This window comes from Ornithinimicrobium jinqii (genome assembly GCF_045032595.1).
Lineage (GTDB): Bacteria > Actinomycetota > Actinomycetes > Actinomycetales > Dermatophilaceae > Ornithinicoccus.
Genome location: NZ_JBJFZS010000024.1, coordinates 12,768 through 26,394, shown reverse-complemented (window position 1 = coordinate 26,394; position 13,627 = coordinate 12,768). Strand labels below are relative to the sequence as shown.

Sequence of the window (13,627 nt, the reverse complement as noted above, 5' to 3'; positions counted from 1 at the left end):
CAGCGAGGCGTCTCCCGGCCAGGGTTCCCCCGGCCAGGCTCCGCACACCAAGCGCGCGATGCCCCTCCCTCGCGTGGGCATCGGCGTCGACGTCCACGCCTACGCCGACGCGGCGTCGCCACGAGTCCTGATGCTGGGGTGCGTGGCCTGGCCCGGCGAACGAGGGATCGAGGGTCACTCCGACGGAGACGTCGCGGCCCACGCCGCCTGCAACGCCCTGCTCTCGGCCGCCGGCCTGGGAGACCTGGGCTCCGTGTTCGGCACCGACCGGCCGGAGATGGTCGACGCGTCCGGGACCGAGATGCTCCAGCACGTCCACGGACTCGTGGAGGGTGCCGGACTGGTCGTCGGCAACGTGGCTGTCCAGCTGGTCGGAAGTCGCCCGCGCGTTGGCCTCCGCCGCGAGGAGATGCAGGCCGCCATGTCTGCTGCCCTGGGCGGGGCCGCGGTCTCGGTGAGTGCCGCCACGACCGACGGGCTGGGGTTCACCGGCCGGGGAGAGGGTCTGACCGGCATCGCCACCGCCCTCGTCGTCCCCGAACCTGACGGCTGATCCCTCGAGGGAAGGCCCAGAAGCTCATCTACAGGGCTTGTGCAGCGTGCCGCTGCGTGACGTGCGCAATGGTGCGAATCTCGCAGCGTGCGCCGTGCACGTGCGGGTTGTCCACAGGGTCGGAGCGGGCGCAGCACTGTGTGCGCAAGGCTCGGGCGGTGGACAGCATCGCATCCCCGCAAGTAGCTACCTCGGCCAGCGCTCCCGAGTGGGCGGAGGCCTCCGCCACGAGCGGCCCGCCCACGCCGGGGGGCGTGCCCACGCCCGCGTCGGGCGACGCGTTCGAAGGCAGCGACGCCAGCGAAGGGAGCGAGGGCTGCGACGACGGGACCCACACCGACGGCCGGCCGCGCAGCACTGCACGACAGCGCGCGGAACGAGTCTTCCCCGACGTCGCGGGCCAGCGGTCGCTGGCGACCTCGGCCCAGGTCAGGGAGGCCGGCTGGACCCACTCGGCGATGCGTCACGCGGTGCGCCGCATCTGGCAGATGCCCTTCCCCGGCGTCTACGCCGCTCGGCGGGGCGAGCTGGACGAGGCCACGCTCCTCGTGGGTGCCGCGCTGTGGGCGGGACCACGTGCTGCCCTGACCGGACTCATCGCGCTCCGCGAGCTGGGTCTGGCGGTCACCGGAACGTGCGAGGCCATCTTCCTCGTGCCCGAGAGGTGCCGAGCCCGCCGGGCCACGTGCGCCGGACGCGGGGTCAGGGTCGTCCGCACGTCACGGACTCTTCGAGCGGCACGTCGGGACGGACCAGTCACCGTCGCTGACGCGGCGCGAGCCCTCGCCGACGCTGCCGTCCTGCAGCCACAGCCGGCCGGGGAGATCGAGGCACTGACGATCGCGGCGCTGCAACGAGGTCTGTGCTCGCCGGAAGACGTCGCGACGGAGCTGCGGCGCCGACCGCGCACGGGTGTCGCGGGTGTCCACGAGATCCACCGGGGTCTCGACGCCTTCCCCGGTGGTGCGTGGTCGCGACCCGAGGCCGTGCTGCGCCAGCACGTCGACGCGGCGTCCGACCTGCCCGAGATGCTGTCCAACGTCCAACTCTTCACCCTCGATGGTGCCCTCGTCGGGACGCCGGACGGCTACTTCCCGAGCGCGGGCGTCGTGGCGCAGGTCCACTCGCGTGCTCACCATCAGGGCACCGACGCACAGGGCGGGAGCAAGTGGGCCTCGACGGTCGAGAAGGACTCCGACTACGCCGCCTCCGGCCTCGTCGGCGTCGCACCGTGGACCTTGCACCAGAGACCGGGTGTCTTTCTCCGACGACTTCGGGAGACCATCAGGCAGGGCACGCAGCGTCCACTGCCGCCCATCGACGTCCGGCCCCGACCGACGAACTGACCATGCGTCGTGACGGCACGGTGCCGTGACAGGCGACGGTCGCGCGGAGGAGAGCCTCGTGCACGACGCACGCTGCGTGAGGTGCGCAATAGCGGACGATGCGCAGCGTGCCGCGTGCACGACCAGCACCAGGGCCAGGGTGACGACCAGGTGGGAGGCCGACCGCACCCCACTAGGCTGACGACAGACCCAGCCCACCACCAGGAGGACACATGCCCAGCACCGTCAAGGGGGTCGTCGCCCGCAGCAAGGGTGCCGACGTCGAGGTCGTCGACATCGTCGTGCCAGACCCGGGACCCGGCGAGGCCGTCGTGAGGGTCGAGGCGTGCGGCGTCTGCCACACGGACCTGCACTACCGCGAGGGCGGCATCAACGACGACTTCCCGTTCCTGCTGGGCCACGAGGCGGCGGGCACCGTCGAGGCGGTCGGCGAGGGGGTCACGGACCTCGCACCCGGTGACTACGTCATCCTCAACTGGCGTGCGGTCTGCGGGCAGTGCCGCGCGTGCGCCAAGGGCGAGCCGTGGTACTGCTTCAGCACGCACAACGCCACCCAGAAGATGACTCTCGCGGACACGGGCGAGGAGCTCAGCCCGGCGCTGGGCATCGGGGCGTTCATCGAGAAGACCCTGGTCCACGCCGGACAGTGCACCAAGGTCGACCGCGAGGCGTCCCCGGTCGCTGCGGGCCTCCTCGGCTGCGGCGTGATGGCCGGCTTCGGCGCCGCCGTGAACACCGGCAACGTCTCCCGCGGCGACTCGGTCGCGGTGATCGGCTGCGGCGGTGTCGGCAGCGCCGCGATCGCGGGCGCGGTCCTGGCCGGAGCGACCACGGTCATCGCGGTCGACGTGGACGACCGCAAGCTCGAGGGCGCGAAGCGATTCGGCGCCACCCACACCGTCAACTCCCGCGACACCGATCCGGTCGAGGCGATCCAGGAGCTCACCGGCGGTCACGGGGCGGACGTCGTCATCGACGCGGTCGGCCGCCCGGAGACCTACAAGCAGGCCTTCTACTCCCGCGACCTCGCCGGCACCGTCGTCCTCGTCGGGGTCCCCACGCCCGACATGGAGATCACGCTGCCGCTGCTCGACGTCTTCGGCCGCGGCGGGGCGCTCAAGTCCAGCTGGTACGGCGACTGCCTCCCCAGCCGCGACTTCCCGATGCTGATCGACCTCTACCGCCAGGGCCGCTTCGACCTCGACGGCTTCGTCACCGAGACGATCGCGTTGGACCAGGTCGAGCAGGCCTTCGACAAGATGCACGCCGGCGAGGTCCTCCGCTCGGTCGTCGTCCTCGACCAGGAGGCGGGGGTATGACGCCCTCCGGCACCTCGCGCGCCCGCATCGACCACGGCGTCACCACCGGCATCTTCGAGCTGGACGGCGGCACCTGGGAGGTCGACAACAACGTCTGGGTGCTCGGCGACGACCACGAGTGCGTGGTCTTCGACGCCCCCCACGACGCCGACGCGATCATGCAGGTCGTCGGCGACCGCACGGTCCGGGCCATCCTGCTCACGCACGCGCACTCCGACCACGTCGACGCCGTCTTCGAGCTCAAGGAGCGCACCGGCGCCCCGATCTACCTCAACCCCGACGACAGGGTCCTGTGGGACCTGCGCCACCAGGGTCGTTCCTGGGACGAGGACCTGGCCGACGGACAGACGATCGAGGTCGCCGGCGTGCAGGTGCGCGTCCTGCACACCCCGGGCCACGCCCCGGGCGCCTGCTGCTTCTCCGTCCCCGAGCTCGGGGTGGTCTTCACCGGCGACACCCTCTTCGAGGGCGGGCCCGGCGCGACGGGTCGTTCGTACAGCAGCTTCGAGACGATCGTCGACTCGATCACCCGGGCCCTGCTCCCGCTGTCCGACGACACCGTCGTGCACACCGGCCACGGCGGCGACACGACGATCGGGGCCGAGAGGGCCGACCGCCAGCGCTGGCTCGACGAGCACGAGGCGTCGGCCGACGACTGACCCTCGCGTGCCGGTTCAGCCCTCGGCGTCGGCCGTCAGCACCTCGACCAGGGCGCCGAGGAGCGACTCGTCCAGGCCCATCGTCATCAGCTCGGCCACGAGGGCAGACCTGCCGCCCGCGGAGCCGCGCCCGGTGGAACGGGTCAGCACGCCCCATACCTCGTCCTTGGCCGCGTGCTCGACCTGCGCAGCGTCGAGGAGGGCGAAGCACTCCGGCAGGACGGAGGGCCCGACGCCCGCGCCGACCTCGACCTGACGTGCCTCACCCACCGGCACGTCCGCGAGCACGACGGGGTCCGCGCCGACCACCGAGACGGTCCAGGTCCGGACCGCCGGCAGCACGTCCACGTCGCCCTCGGCCGGCCCGACCGTCAGGGTCCCCGACGTCAGCCGCAGCGGCGTGCGCGCGACCCGCCGCGTCGACTCCGGCCCGTCGTCGTCCTCGACGAGCACGTGCTCGCCGTCAGCGCCGGGGAAGACCCGCAGTTCGAGGTGCTCCGGCAGGGCCACCCCGTTGCCGATCTCGTCCTCGGCGACCAGCGGCAGCACCGTGCCGGCGGCAGCGAACACCGCCGTGTGCGCCAGGTCGCGCCAGGCGGCGAGCGTCCGCCCCTCCTCGCCCGCGCGGTAGCGGCGCCCGGTCTCCAGGTCGAACCAGGTGCCCGGAGGCAGCCAGACGTCCACCCGCGCCAGGCCGGTACGCGGGTCGCGCGGCTGGACCACCGGCGCGCAGAGCAGGTCGGCGCCGAAGAAGTAGGTCCCGCGGTGGGCGTAGGCCTCGTCGCGCTGGGAGTGCCGGTGGTAGACCGGCTCGACCAGGGGTATGCCGTCGGCGCTGGCCCGCTCCGCCATCGTCGCAAGGTAGGGCACCAGCTGGTGCCGCAGGCGCAGCGCCTGCCCCATCAGCCGCTCGGCCTCGGGGCCGAACCGCCACGGCTCCTTGCCCTGGAACGGGCTGGCCGTCGCGTGCAGCCGGTTGACCGGCGACCACACGCCGAGCTGGACCCAGCGCACCGTGAGCTCGACGTCCTTGCGCCCGTGCCAGTGGCCGCCGATGTCGTGGCTCCACCAGCCGTAGCCGATGTTGCTCGCGCTGGCGGTGAACTCCGGCTGGAAGCGCAGCGAGTCCCAGCTGATCATCGTGTCGCCGGAGAAGCCGATCGGCGTGCGGTGGCTGCCGGGCCCGGCATAGCGCGAGAAGACCAGCGGCCGCCGCCCGGTCGAGGCCAGCTCGGCGAAGTGCCGTTCGTTGAGGACCCACAACGGGTCCAGCCCGGGGACGGCGCAGCGCTGCCCCTGCTGCCAGTCGACCCACCAGAAGTCCACGCCGTCCCGCTCCATCGGGTGGGCCACGTGCTCGAAGAAGGCGGCGAGGAAGCGCTCGGACGTCGCGTCGAAGGGGACCGGTACCTCGCTCGCCGGGTCGACGCCCATCGCCTCGGCCATGGCCGGGTAGGCCGTCTCGAAGGCGCGCACGCCGTCGGCCGGGTGGTCGTTGAGGGTGACGCGCAGCCCGCGCCCGTGCAGCTCGTCGAGGAAGCGCTGCGGGTCGGGGAAGAGCCGGGGGTCCCAGGTGTAGCCGGTCCAGCCCGAGCCGAAGCGGGGGTCCACGTCGGTCAGGTGCCAGTCCATGTCGACGACGGCGACCGAGAACGGGAGCCGGTCGGCCGCGAAGCGGTCGAGCAGCGCGACGTACTCCTCCTGCGAGTAGGGGTGGTAGCGGCTCCACCAGTTGCCGAGCACGAAGCGCGGGACCCGCGGCACCGGCCCGGTCAGCGCGTAGAAGTCGCGCAGCGCCCCGCGGAAGTCGAGGCCGTGGGCGAAGACGTAGAGGTCGATCGCGCCCGGCTCGCGCTGGCCGACCTCGGTGACGCCGGGGCCGGTGCGGGTGAGGCTGCGCGAGTCGTCGAGGACGGCATACCCGTCCCGGGAGACGATGCCCGGCTCGAGCTCGCAGCGCCCGTCGACGTTGTCGAGGGTGCGCGCCGTGCCGTCCAGGGCACGGTGGGGGCGGAGGGGCTCGCCATACCGCCAGGTCGAGTGGTATGACGTGACGCCGCCCCTGACCTGCAGGAACAGTCCTGAGGGGGTGGGCTCGCCCCCGTCGTAGCCGAGCTCGAAGCCGGCGGTGACGACGTGCACACCGTCGCGCCACGGCGTGACCTCGACGGCGACGTCTTCAGCGAGGTCACGGTCGAGGACGACCTGGGTGGGCGCGTCGGAGAAAGCGCCCGTGGGCGACCACTCGACGCGGACGACGTGCGGGCTGAGCACGGTGAGACGGGCGTGGTCGCTCTCGTGGACGATGCGCATGCGAGCGACTGAACCACATCGCGCCGGGTCGGTGGGACGGCCGGAGAGGGCCTCAGCCGTCACCCCCGGACACGGCGGTGGTCGCGGTGATCGCCGCGACGGCCGCCGCCGCCTCCTGGACGGCCTTCGCCACGGCCTCCGGTGCCCAGCGGCCGGCCGTGACCTCCTTGCCCCGGCGGCGGACGTCACCGTTGCTCAGGCCGGGGCGGAGGTCGCGGGAGACCACCTTGGGCAGCACCTCGATCGCGTGGAGCAGCGACACGAGGGCGCCGGTGCGGGCATCGGGCTCGGCGCCGGCGACCACGCGGGCCAGGTCGGTGAGGACGGCGTCCCGGGGCGGACTGCTGACGAGCAGCCACCGGGAGCCCAGCGACAGCCCGGCGAGCGTGCGCGGCTCCCGGCGCACCAGCTCGCGGCGCGAGAGGCTCTCCAGCACGGGCTCGACGAGGTGCTTGCCCACTCGCTGGAGCCCGTCCTTGGGCTTCTTCCCCTCGACCTCGCCGAACCGGACGAGCGCCTCGTCGAGCAGGGGGTCGCCGGTCGACCCGGCGTCGAGGACCCGGAGCCGTCGAAGCTCGTCGACCGTCACGCGCTCGGTGAGGGCGAGCTCGGTGAGCAGCGCGCCCGCGACGGCGAGCGTGCGGTTGCTGCCGAGCAGGTTGCGGCCCTCCGCGTCGGTCCCGGCCAGGACGAGCTCCTCGGCGATCAGCATGGTGCGAGGCTATCCGTCCTCGTGGGGGAGAGGTGGGGTGCGGGGCCGGTAACCTTGAGCGAGTGAGCCTGCACCTCTTCGACACCGCCACGCGGACCTTGCGGCCCTTCGAGCCGCTCGAGCCCGGTCGGGTCGGTCTCTACATCTGCGGGCTCACGACCCAGGGCAGCCCGCACATCGGGCACGTGCGCTTCGCCGTGGCCTTCGACATCCTGCGGCGCTGGCTGGTGCGGGGGCACGGCTACGACGTCACCCTCGTGCGCAACGTCACCGACATCGACGACAAGATCCTGACGAAGTCCGCCGAGGCCGGCCAGCCGTGGTGGGCCTGGTCCTACGCGCACGAGCGCGAGACGACGCGGGCGCTGGACCTGCTCGGTGTCCTGCCGCCCACGTACGAGCCGCGGGCCACCGGCCACATCACCGAGCAGGTCGAGCTCATCGACACCCTGGTCGCCAGGGGTCACGCCTACGCGGCGGAGGACGGCTCCGGCGACGTCTACTTCGACGTGCGCTCCTGGCCGGAGTACGGGTCGTTGACCCGGCAGCGGCTCGAGGACATGGAACCGGCCGGGGACGCCGACCCCCGCGGCAAGCGCGACCCCCACGACTTCGCGCTGTGGAAGGGTCACAAGGCGGGGGAGCCGGAGACGGCGTCGTGGCCGACCCCCTACGGCCGCGGCCGCCCGGGCTGGCACCTGGAGTGCTCGGCGATGGCGCGCAAGTACCTCGGTGACGCCTTCGACATCCACGGCGGCGGCGTCGACCTGCGCTTCCCGCACCACGAGAACGAGCAGGCCCAGTCGCGCGCCGCCGGCCTCGACTTCGCCAACTACTGGCTGCACAACGCCTGGGTCACGGTCAGGGGCGCCAAGATGGGCAAGTCCCTCGGCAACGCCCTGGCCGTCACCGAGCTCACGAAGACGGTGCGGCCGCTCGTGCTGCGCCACTACCTCGGGGCTGCGCACTACCGCTCCACGATCGAGTACGGCGACGACTCCCTCGCCGAGGCGCTCGCCGCCGTCGAGCGGATCGAGGGGTATGTGGCCCGCGCGCAGGAGGTGGTCGGCGCCTCCTCCGACGAGCTGCGCGCCGAGGCCGCAGGGCTGACCGTGGCCGAGCTGCCGGCCGACCTCGTCGCCGCGCTCGACGACGACCTCAACGTGCCCGGCGCGCTCGCCGTCGTCTTCGGCCTCGTCCGCGACGGCAACAAGGCGCTCGAGGCGCAGGACGGCGGGACCGACCGGGCCGGCGCACGGCATACCCTGGTCCAGGTCCTGGCCGCGCTCGACGTGCTCGGCATCGACCCGCTCGACCCCCGCTGGGGCGGCGCAGCCGAGAACGACACGGCGGCGCAGGTGCTCGGCGCGCTCGTGCAGGACCGGCTCGACGCGCGGGCCCGGGCCCGCGCGGACAAGGACTTTTCCACCGCTGACGCGATCCGCGATCAGCTGACGACCCTCGGGGTCGTCATCGAGGACACCCCTGCCGGCGCCCGTTGGGCGCTGCGCCGAGGTCCTGACCAGGAGGTATGACGTATGGCCGGGAACCAGCAACGGCGCAACGCACGCACGAGCAACAAGAAGGGCATGGTCGTCGGCTCCGGCGGCCAGCGCCGCAAGCAGCTGAAGGGCAAGGGTCCGACGCCGCGCGCCGAGGACCGCGTGGGACACGTCTCGTCGCGCCGCGCAGCTCAGGACCCCAAGGCCGAGCGACGCACCGGCTCCGGCCCCCGACGCCCGCGCACCGGGCCGCCGCGCGCGTCCTCGGAGATGGTGGCCGGGCGCAACAGCGTGCTCGAGGCGCTGCGGACCTGGGTCCCGGCGACGACGCTCTTCGTCGGCAACCGGATGGAGAGCGACGACCGGGTGCGCGAGGCCGTGACGCTGGCGACCCAGCGCGGGATCGCGGTGCTCGAGGCGCCGCGGACCGAGATGGACCGCCTCACCGACGGTGCGGTGCACCAGGGGCTGGCGCTGCAGGTGCCGCCCTACGACTACAAGCACCCCGACGACCTGATGGACGTCGAGCTGCCCGGGACGCCCCTGATCGTGGCGCTCGACGGCATCACCGACCCCCGCAACCTCGGCGCCATCATCCGCTCGGTGGGCGCCTTCGGGGGTCACGGGGTCGTCGTGCCGTCCCGCCGCTCGGTCGGGATGACGGCCTCCGCGTGGAAGACGTCGGCCGGTGCGGCCGCGCGGATCCCGGTGGCGCAGGCGACCAACCTGACGCGGACGCTGGAGGCCTACCGCAAGGCGGGGTTCTTCGTGATCGGGCTGGACGCCGACGGCGACGTCGAGCTGCCCGGCCTGGCGCTCGCCGACCAGCCGCTCGTGGTCGTCGTCGGCTCGGAGGGCAAGGGTCTGTCACGGCTCGTGCGCGAGACCTGCGACCAGATCGTGTCGATCCCGATGACAGGCGTGACCGAGTCGCTGAACGCCGGCATCGCCACGGCCGTGACGCTCTACGAGGTGGCGCAGGCGCGCAAGCGCGGCTGAGGGTCCACCCCACCCGCGCGGCGCATCAGTCGTCCAGGCGCGCCTGGATGGGGATCTCCTCGGTGTCGACCCCGAGGATGGCGAGCTCGTCGGGGCGGCTGGGCAGCACCGAGTCGACGTAGTCGCGCACGGCGTCCTCGATGGGGGTGTCGTGCCCGGCACGCTCGGAGAGGTACCAGCGGTGCTCCAGGATCTCGTGGAAGAGCTCGGCGGGCTCCAGCTTGTGGCGCAGCTCGGGCGGGACGGTGCGGGTGATGGGCGCGTAGATGCGCGACATCCAGTCGTGCGCCACCAGCGCCTCGTCCTCCCCCTGGCGGGCGGTGGCGGCACGGTAGGCGTCGAGGTCGTTGAGGAGGCGCCGGGCCTGGTTCTCCTCGACGTCCAGCCCGGTGAGGTGCATGAGGCGGCGGGAGTGGTGCCCGGCGTCGACGACCTTGGGCTGGATGCGGACGTGCGTGCCGTCCACGTCGGTGGTCATCTCCAGCTCGTCGACGTCGAAGCCGAGGTTGTTCAGACGACGGATGCGCTCGTCCACGCGCCAGCGGTCGCCGCGCTCGAAGCGCTCCTCGCTGGTCAGCTCGTTCCACAGCAGGTCGTAGCGGTGCATGATCCGGTTGGCGATCTCGATCGGGTCCTCGCCCTCGTCGAGCTGGCCGCCCGCCTCGAGGTCCATGAGCTCGCCGGCGATGTTGCCGTGGGCGATGAAGAGGTCGTGCTCGCGCTGCCCGCGCGAGAGCGTCGGGTGGAGCTCGGCGGTCTCGGCGTCGACGAGGTAGGCGGCGAACTCACCGGCGTCGCGGCGGAAGAGGGTGTTGGACAGGGACACGTCGCCCCAGAAGCAGCCGGCCAGGTGCAGGCGGACGAGCAGCACGGCGAGCGCGTCGAGGGTGCGCCGGGCGGTGTCGGGACGCAGCCGCTGGGAGAAGACGGCGCGGTAGGGCAGCGAGAACCGCAGGTGGCGGGTGATGAGGCAGGCGTCGAGCGGGTTGCCCTCGCGGTCGACGCGGCCGGAGACGACCGCGAGCGGCTCGACCGCCGGCTGGTCGAGGCGGCGCAGGTTGCGCAGCGTCTGGAACTCGCGGCGGGCCAGCGGCTCGCTGATCTCCTTGACCGCGATGACCTGCCCGGACAGCCGCACGAAGCGGACGACGTGCCGGGAGATGCCTCGCGGTAGCGCCGCCAGGTGGTGCTCCGGCCACTCCTCGAGCGGGACCTCCCACGGCAGGTCCAGCAGCGCCGGATCGGGGTTGAGCGCCGTGAGGTCGAGGGGCATGCCGGACAGCCTACGGGCGAACGGCCGCCCCGTGGAGGCCACGGGACGGCCGTTCGTCGAGCAGCGGAGCGGTCAGCCGCTGATGCGCTCGCCGGACTCCAGGTTGAACAGGTGGAGGTGCTCACCCTTGGGCTGGAAGTGGACGATCTCGCCCTTCTTCGGCGGGGTGCGGCCGTCGACGCGGGCGATGAACGGCTTGTCCGTCACGCCGGCGCCCGGCAGCTCGCCGTAGATGTAGGCGTCGGCGCCGAGCTCCTCGACGACGTCGACCTCGATCGGCAGGCCGCGGCCGGAGTCGGAGATCTCCAGGTCCTCCGGGCGGACCCCGAGGACGACCTCGCGGCCACCCTTGGCCAGGATCTCCCGGTCGATCGGGTGCACGTAGTCGCCGAGCTTGACCCCTCCGTCGGCGACCGGGACCGTCATCAGGTTCATGGCGGGGGAGCCGATGAAGCCGGCGACGAAGACGTTGACCGGGTGGTCGTACATGTGCCGCGGGGCGTCGCACTGCTGCAGGATGCCGTCCTTGAGGACCGCCACGCGGTCGCCCATCGTCATCGCCTCGACCTGGTCGTGGGTGACGTAGACGGTCGTGACGCCCAGGCGCCGCTGCAGCGAGGCGATCTGGGTGCGGGTCTGCACGCGCAGCTTGGCGTCCAGGTTGGACAGCGGCTCGTCCATGAGGAACACCTGCGGCTGGCGGACGATCGCGCGGCCCATCGCGACGCGCTGGCGCTGACCGCCGGAGAGGGCCTTGGGCTTGCGCTCGAGGTAGTCGGTCAGGTCGAGGATCTTGGCCGCCTCCTCGACGCGCTCGCGGATGTCCGTCTTGGACTTGCCGGCGATCTTCAGGGCGAAGCCCATGTTGTCGGCGACGGTCATGTGCGGGTAGAGCGCGTAGTTCTGGAAGACCATCGCCACGTCGCGGTCCTTGGGGGGCATGTGGGTGACGTCGCGGTCGCCGATGAGGATGCGGCCGCCGTTCACCTCCTCCAGCCCGGCGAGCATGCGCAGGGAAGTGGACTTCCCGCAGCCGGAGGGCCCGACGAGCACGAGGAACTCGCCGTCGGCGATCTCGATGTCCAGCTGGTCCACGGAGGGGGAGTCGGCCCCGGGGTAGATGCGGGTGGCCTTGTCGAAAGTCACAGTTGCCATGTTCGAGCCTTTCCTTCACCGGCAGGTACGTGCCGGACGATCCGTTGTAAAGGAGCCCGACCGCGGCGCGGTCGGGCGTGCTGCAGCGCCCACGAAGACGACGGAGCGGACGAGGTTCGGCGTTCGCGGCGTCGTTGCCGGTGACAGACGTCACGCTAGCACGGGGGGCAAGGACACGCTGCAAGATCTTGCAGGATCTTGCGGACGACTGCATACTGATCCCACCACGTGATAGTCGCCCTCCCTGGGTGACCACCCCTCACCGGCGACGGGCCCAGTCTCGCTCTCCGGGAACACGGTTCGAAGGAGAACGAATGAAGCGCACCACTCGTGCGGTCGCGATTGCGAGCGCCGCGGCCCTGCTGCTGTCCGCCTGCGGCGGCGACACCGACACCGCCGACGAGCCCACCTCGGCAGCCGAGGAGACCACTGCCGACACCGAGGAAGAGACCGGCGACGCGGCCGAGGAGACCGAGGAGGAGGAGGCTCCGGCCGACGACGCGGCCAGCACCGAGGCCCCCGTCCGTGACGCCAACGCCGAGCTCGTCATCTGGTCCGACGACGTCCGCGCCCCCATCCTCACCGAGTGGGCCGAGCAGTTCGGCGAGGAGTACGGCATCACCACCCAGGTCCAGATCGCCACGGACGTGCGCCAGCAGTTCAAGGACGCCTCCAACGTCGACCAGGGCCCGGACATCGTCGTCGGCGCGCACGACTGGCTGGGCGAGTTCGTCCAGGACGGCATCGTCGCCCCGGTCCAGATGTCAGCCGACACCCAGGGTCTGTTCGCCGAGGAGGCCCTCGAGGCCACCAAGTACGACGGCCAGATCTACGGCGTGCCCTACGCCACCGAGTCGGTGGGCCTGATCCGCAACACCGACCTGGCGCCCGACGAGCCCGCCACGATGGAGGCGCTGGTCGAGGCCGGCAAGGCTCTGGTCGACGCCGGCGACGCCGAGCAGGTCATGGTCACCCCCGTCGGGCAGCAGGGCGACGCCTACCACGCCTTCCCCTGGCTGTCCGCCTACGGCGGCGGCATCTTCGGCACCAACGCCGACGGTGGCTGGGACCCGGCCAACGTAATCGTCGGCTCGGAGGAGACCATCCTGGGCGGCGAGAAGATCGCCTGGCTCGCCGAGGAGGGTGCGCTCAACGTCAACGTCGACTACGCCACGATGGAGGCGCAGTTCAACGACGGCGCGTCCGCGTTCATGGTCTCCGGACCGTGGGCCGTCCCGAACGCCGAGGCCGCGGGCATCAACTACGCGATCTCGCCGGTGCCGGACTTCGAGGACGGTGGCGAGACCGTGCCGTTCCTGGGTGTCCAGATGTTCTACGTCTCGGCCAAGGCCAAGAACGCCCAGCTGGCCCAGGAGTTCGTCAACACCTACGTGACGAACGAGGACTTCCAGCTCGCGCTCTTCGAGGCCGGGCAGCGTCCGCCGGCACTGACCTCCGCACTGGAGCAGGTCGCCGGTGAGGACGCGGACATCGAGGCGTGGGCTGCCGCTGGTGAGGGCGCATCGCCGATGCCGAACATCCCCGCGATGAACGCCGTCTGGGGCCCGCTGGGCCAGGCGACGGCCGACATCATCTCCGGGGACGACCCCGCCGAGCGCCTCGCGGCCGCTCAGGACGAGATCGTCGCCAACATCGAGTGACGACGGTCCCCGACCGTCATCCGGTCAGCCCGGCGCCGCACCTGCGTCGCCGGGCTGACCGCCCTCGGGAGCATCTCCCGGCGCACCATCCCCTCCTCCCGGCCCCCTGCGCGGCCCGACCGACCCGGAGACGAC

11 protein-coding genes are annotated in these 13,627 nt (G+C 72.2%); 7 read left to right on the top strand and 4 right to left on the bottom strand.

Annotated elements, in window-relative coordinates:
- Positions 1-58: 58 nt before the first annotated feature.
- The 4 genes from ispF to ACI3ET_RS11625 all read left to right on the top strand — a co-directional run bounded on the left by ispF (position 59) and on the right by ACI3ET_RS11625 (position 3,877).
- The gene (gene ispF, locus ACI3ET_RS11640) at positions 59-553 is read left to right on the top strand and encodes a 2-C-methyl-D-erythritol 2,4-cyclodiphosphate synthase (protein WP_405033350.1); all 495 of its coding nucleotides are present in this window, start codon (positions 59-61) and stop codon (positions 551-553) included.
- 158 nt (positions 554-711) lie between these two features.
- Positions 712-1,899, top strand: coding sequence for a hypothetical protein (locus ACI3ET_RS11635; protein ID WP_405033217.1), 1,188 nt, complete (start codon positions 712-714; stop codon positions 1,897-1,899).
- 212 nt (positions 1,900-2,111) lie between these two features.
- Positions 2,112-3,218, top strand: coding sequence for an S-(hydroxymethyl)mycothiol dehydrogenase (locus ACI3ET_RS11630; protein ID WP_405033215.1), 1,107 nt, complete (start codon positions 2,112-2,114; stop codon positions 3,216-3,218).
- A complete protein-coding gene (locus tag ACI3ET_RS11625) occupies positions 3,215-3,877 on the top strand; it encodes an MBL fold metallo-hydrolase (protein WP_405033214.1) in 663 nt (220 codons plus the stop codon). The genes ACI3ET_RS11630 and ACI3ET_RS11625 overlap by 4 nt, the downstream gene beginning before the upstream one ends.
- A gap of 15 nt (positions 3,878-3,892) precedes the next feature.
- Here ACI3ET_RS11625 and ACI3ET_RS11620 read toward each other — a convergent pair whose 3' ends face one another.
- Both ACI3ET_RS11620 and ACI3ET_RS11615 read right to left on the bottom strand, forming a co-directional pair.
- Complete coding sequence (locus ACI3ET_RS11620) at positions 3,893-6,190, bottom strand: TIM-barrel domain-containing protein (RefSeq protein WP_405033213.1); 2,298 nt, start codon at positions 6,188-6,190, stop codon at positions 3,893-3,895.
- Positions 6,191-6,242: 52 nt separating this feature from the next.
- Positions 6,243-6,902 (bottom strand): GOLPH3/VPS74 family protein, encoded by a 660-nt coding sequence (locus ACI3ET_RS11615; protein ID WP_405033212.1) that lies wholly within the window; start codon positions 6,900-6,902, stop codon positions 6,243-6,245.
- A 62-nt stretch (positions 6,903-6,964) separates the two neighbouring features.
- Here ACI3ET_RS11615 and cysS point away from each other — a divergent pair, with 62 nt between their 5' ends.
- Both cysS and rlmB read left to right on the top strand, forming a co-directional pair.
- Positions 6,965-8,437, top strand: coding sequence for a cysteine--tRNA ligase (gene cysS, locus ACI3ET_RS11610; RefSeq protein WP_405033211.1), 1,473 nt, complete (start codon positions 6,965-6,967; stop codon positions 8,435-8,437).
- A gap of 3 nt (positions 8,438-8,440) precedes the next feature.
- On the top strand, positions 8,441-9,403 hold the full coding sequence (rlmB, locus tag ACI3ET_RS11605) for a 23S rRNA (guanosine(2251)-2'-O)-methyltransferase RlmB (RefSeq protein ID WP_405033210.1): 963 nt from the start codon (positions 8,441-8,443) through the stop codon (positions 9,401-9,403).
- Positions 9,404-9,428: 25 nt separating this feature from the next.
- Here rlmB and ACI3ET_RS11600 read toward each other — a convergent pair whose 3' ends face one another.
- Positions 9,429-10,676 carry a DUF4032 domain-containing protein gene (locus ACI3ET_RS11600; RefSeq protein WP_405033209.1) on the bottom strand — a complete coding sequence of 416 codons (1,248 nt, stop codon included), beginning with the start codon at positions 10,674-10,676 and terminating at the stop codon, positions 9,429-9,431.
- Between the two features lie 72 nt (positions 10,677-10,748).
- Positions 10,749-11,831, bottom strand: a complete 1,083-nt coding sequence (locus ACI3ET_RS11595; protein ID WP_405033208.1) for an ABC transporter ATP-binding protein — start codon at positions 11,829-11,831, stop codon at positions 10,749-10,751.
- A 314-nt stretch (positions 11,832-12,145) separates the two neighbouring features.
- Here ACI3ET_RS11595 and ACI3ET_RS11590 point away from each other — a divergent pair, with 314 nt between their 5' ends.
- On the top strand, positions 12,146-13,492 hold the full coding sequence (locus tag ACI3ET_RS11590; RefSeq protein ID WP_405033207.1) for a sugar ABC transporter substrate-binding protein: 1,347 nt from the start codon (positions 12,146-12,148) through the stop codon (positions 13,490-13,492).
- Positions 13,493-13,627 lie beyond the last annotated feature (135 nt).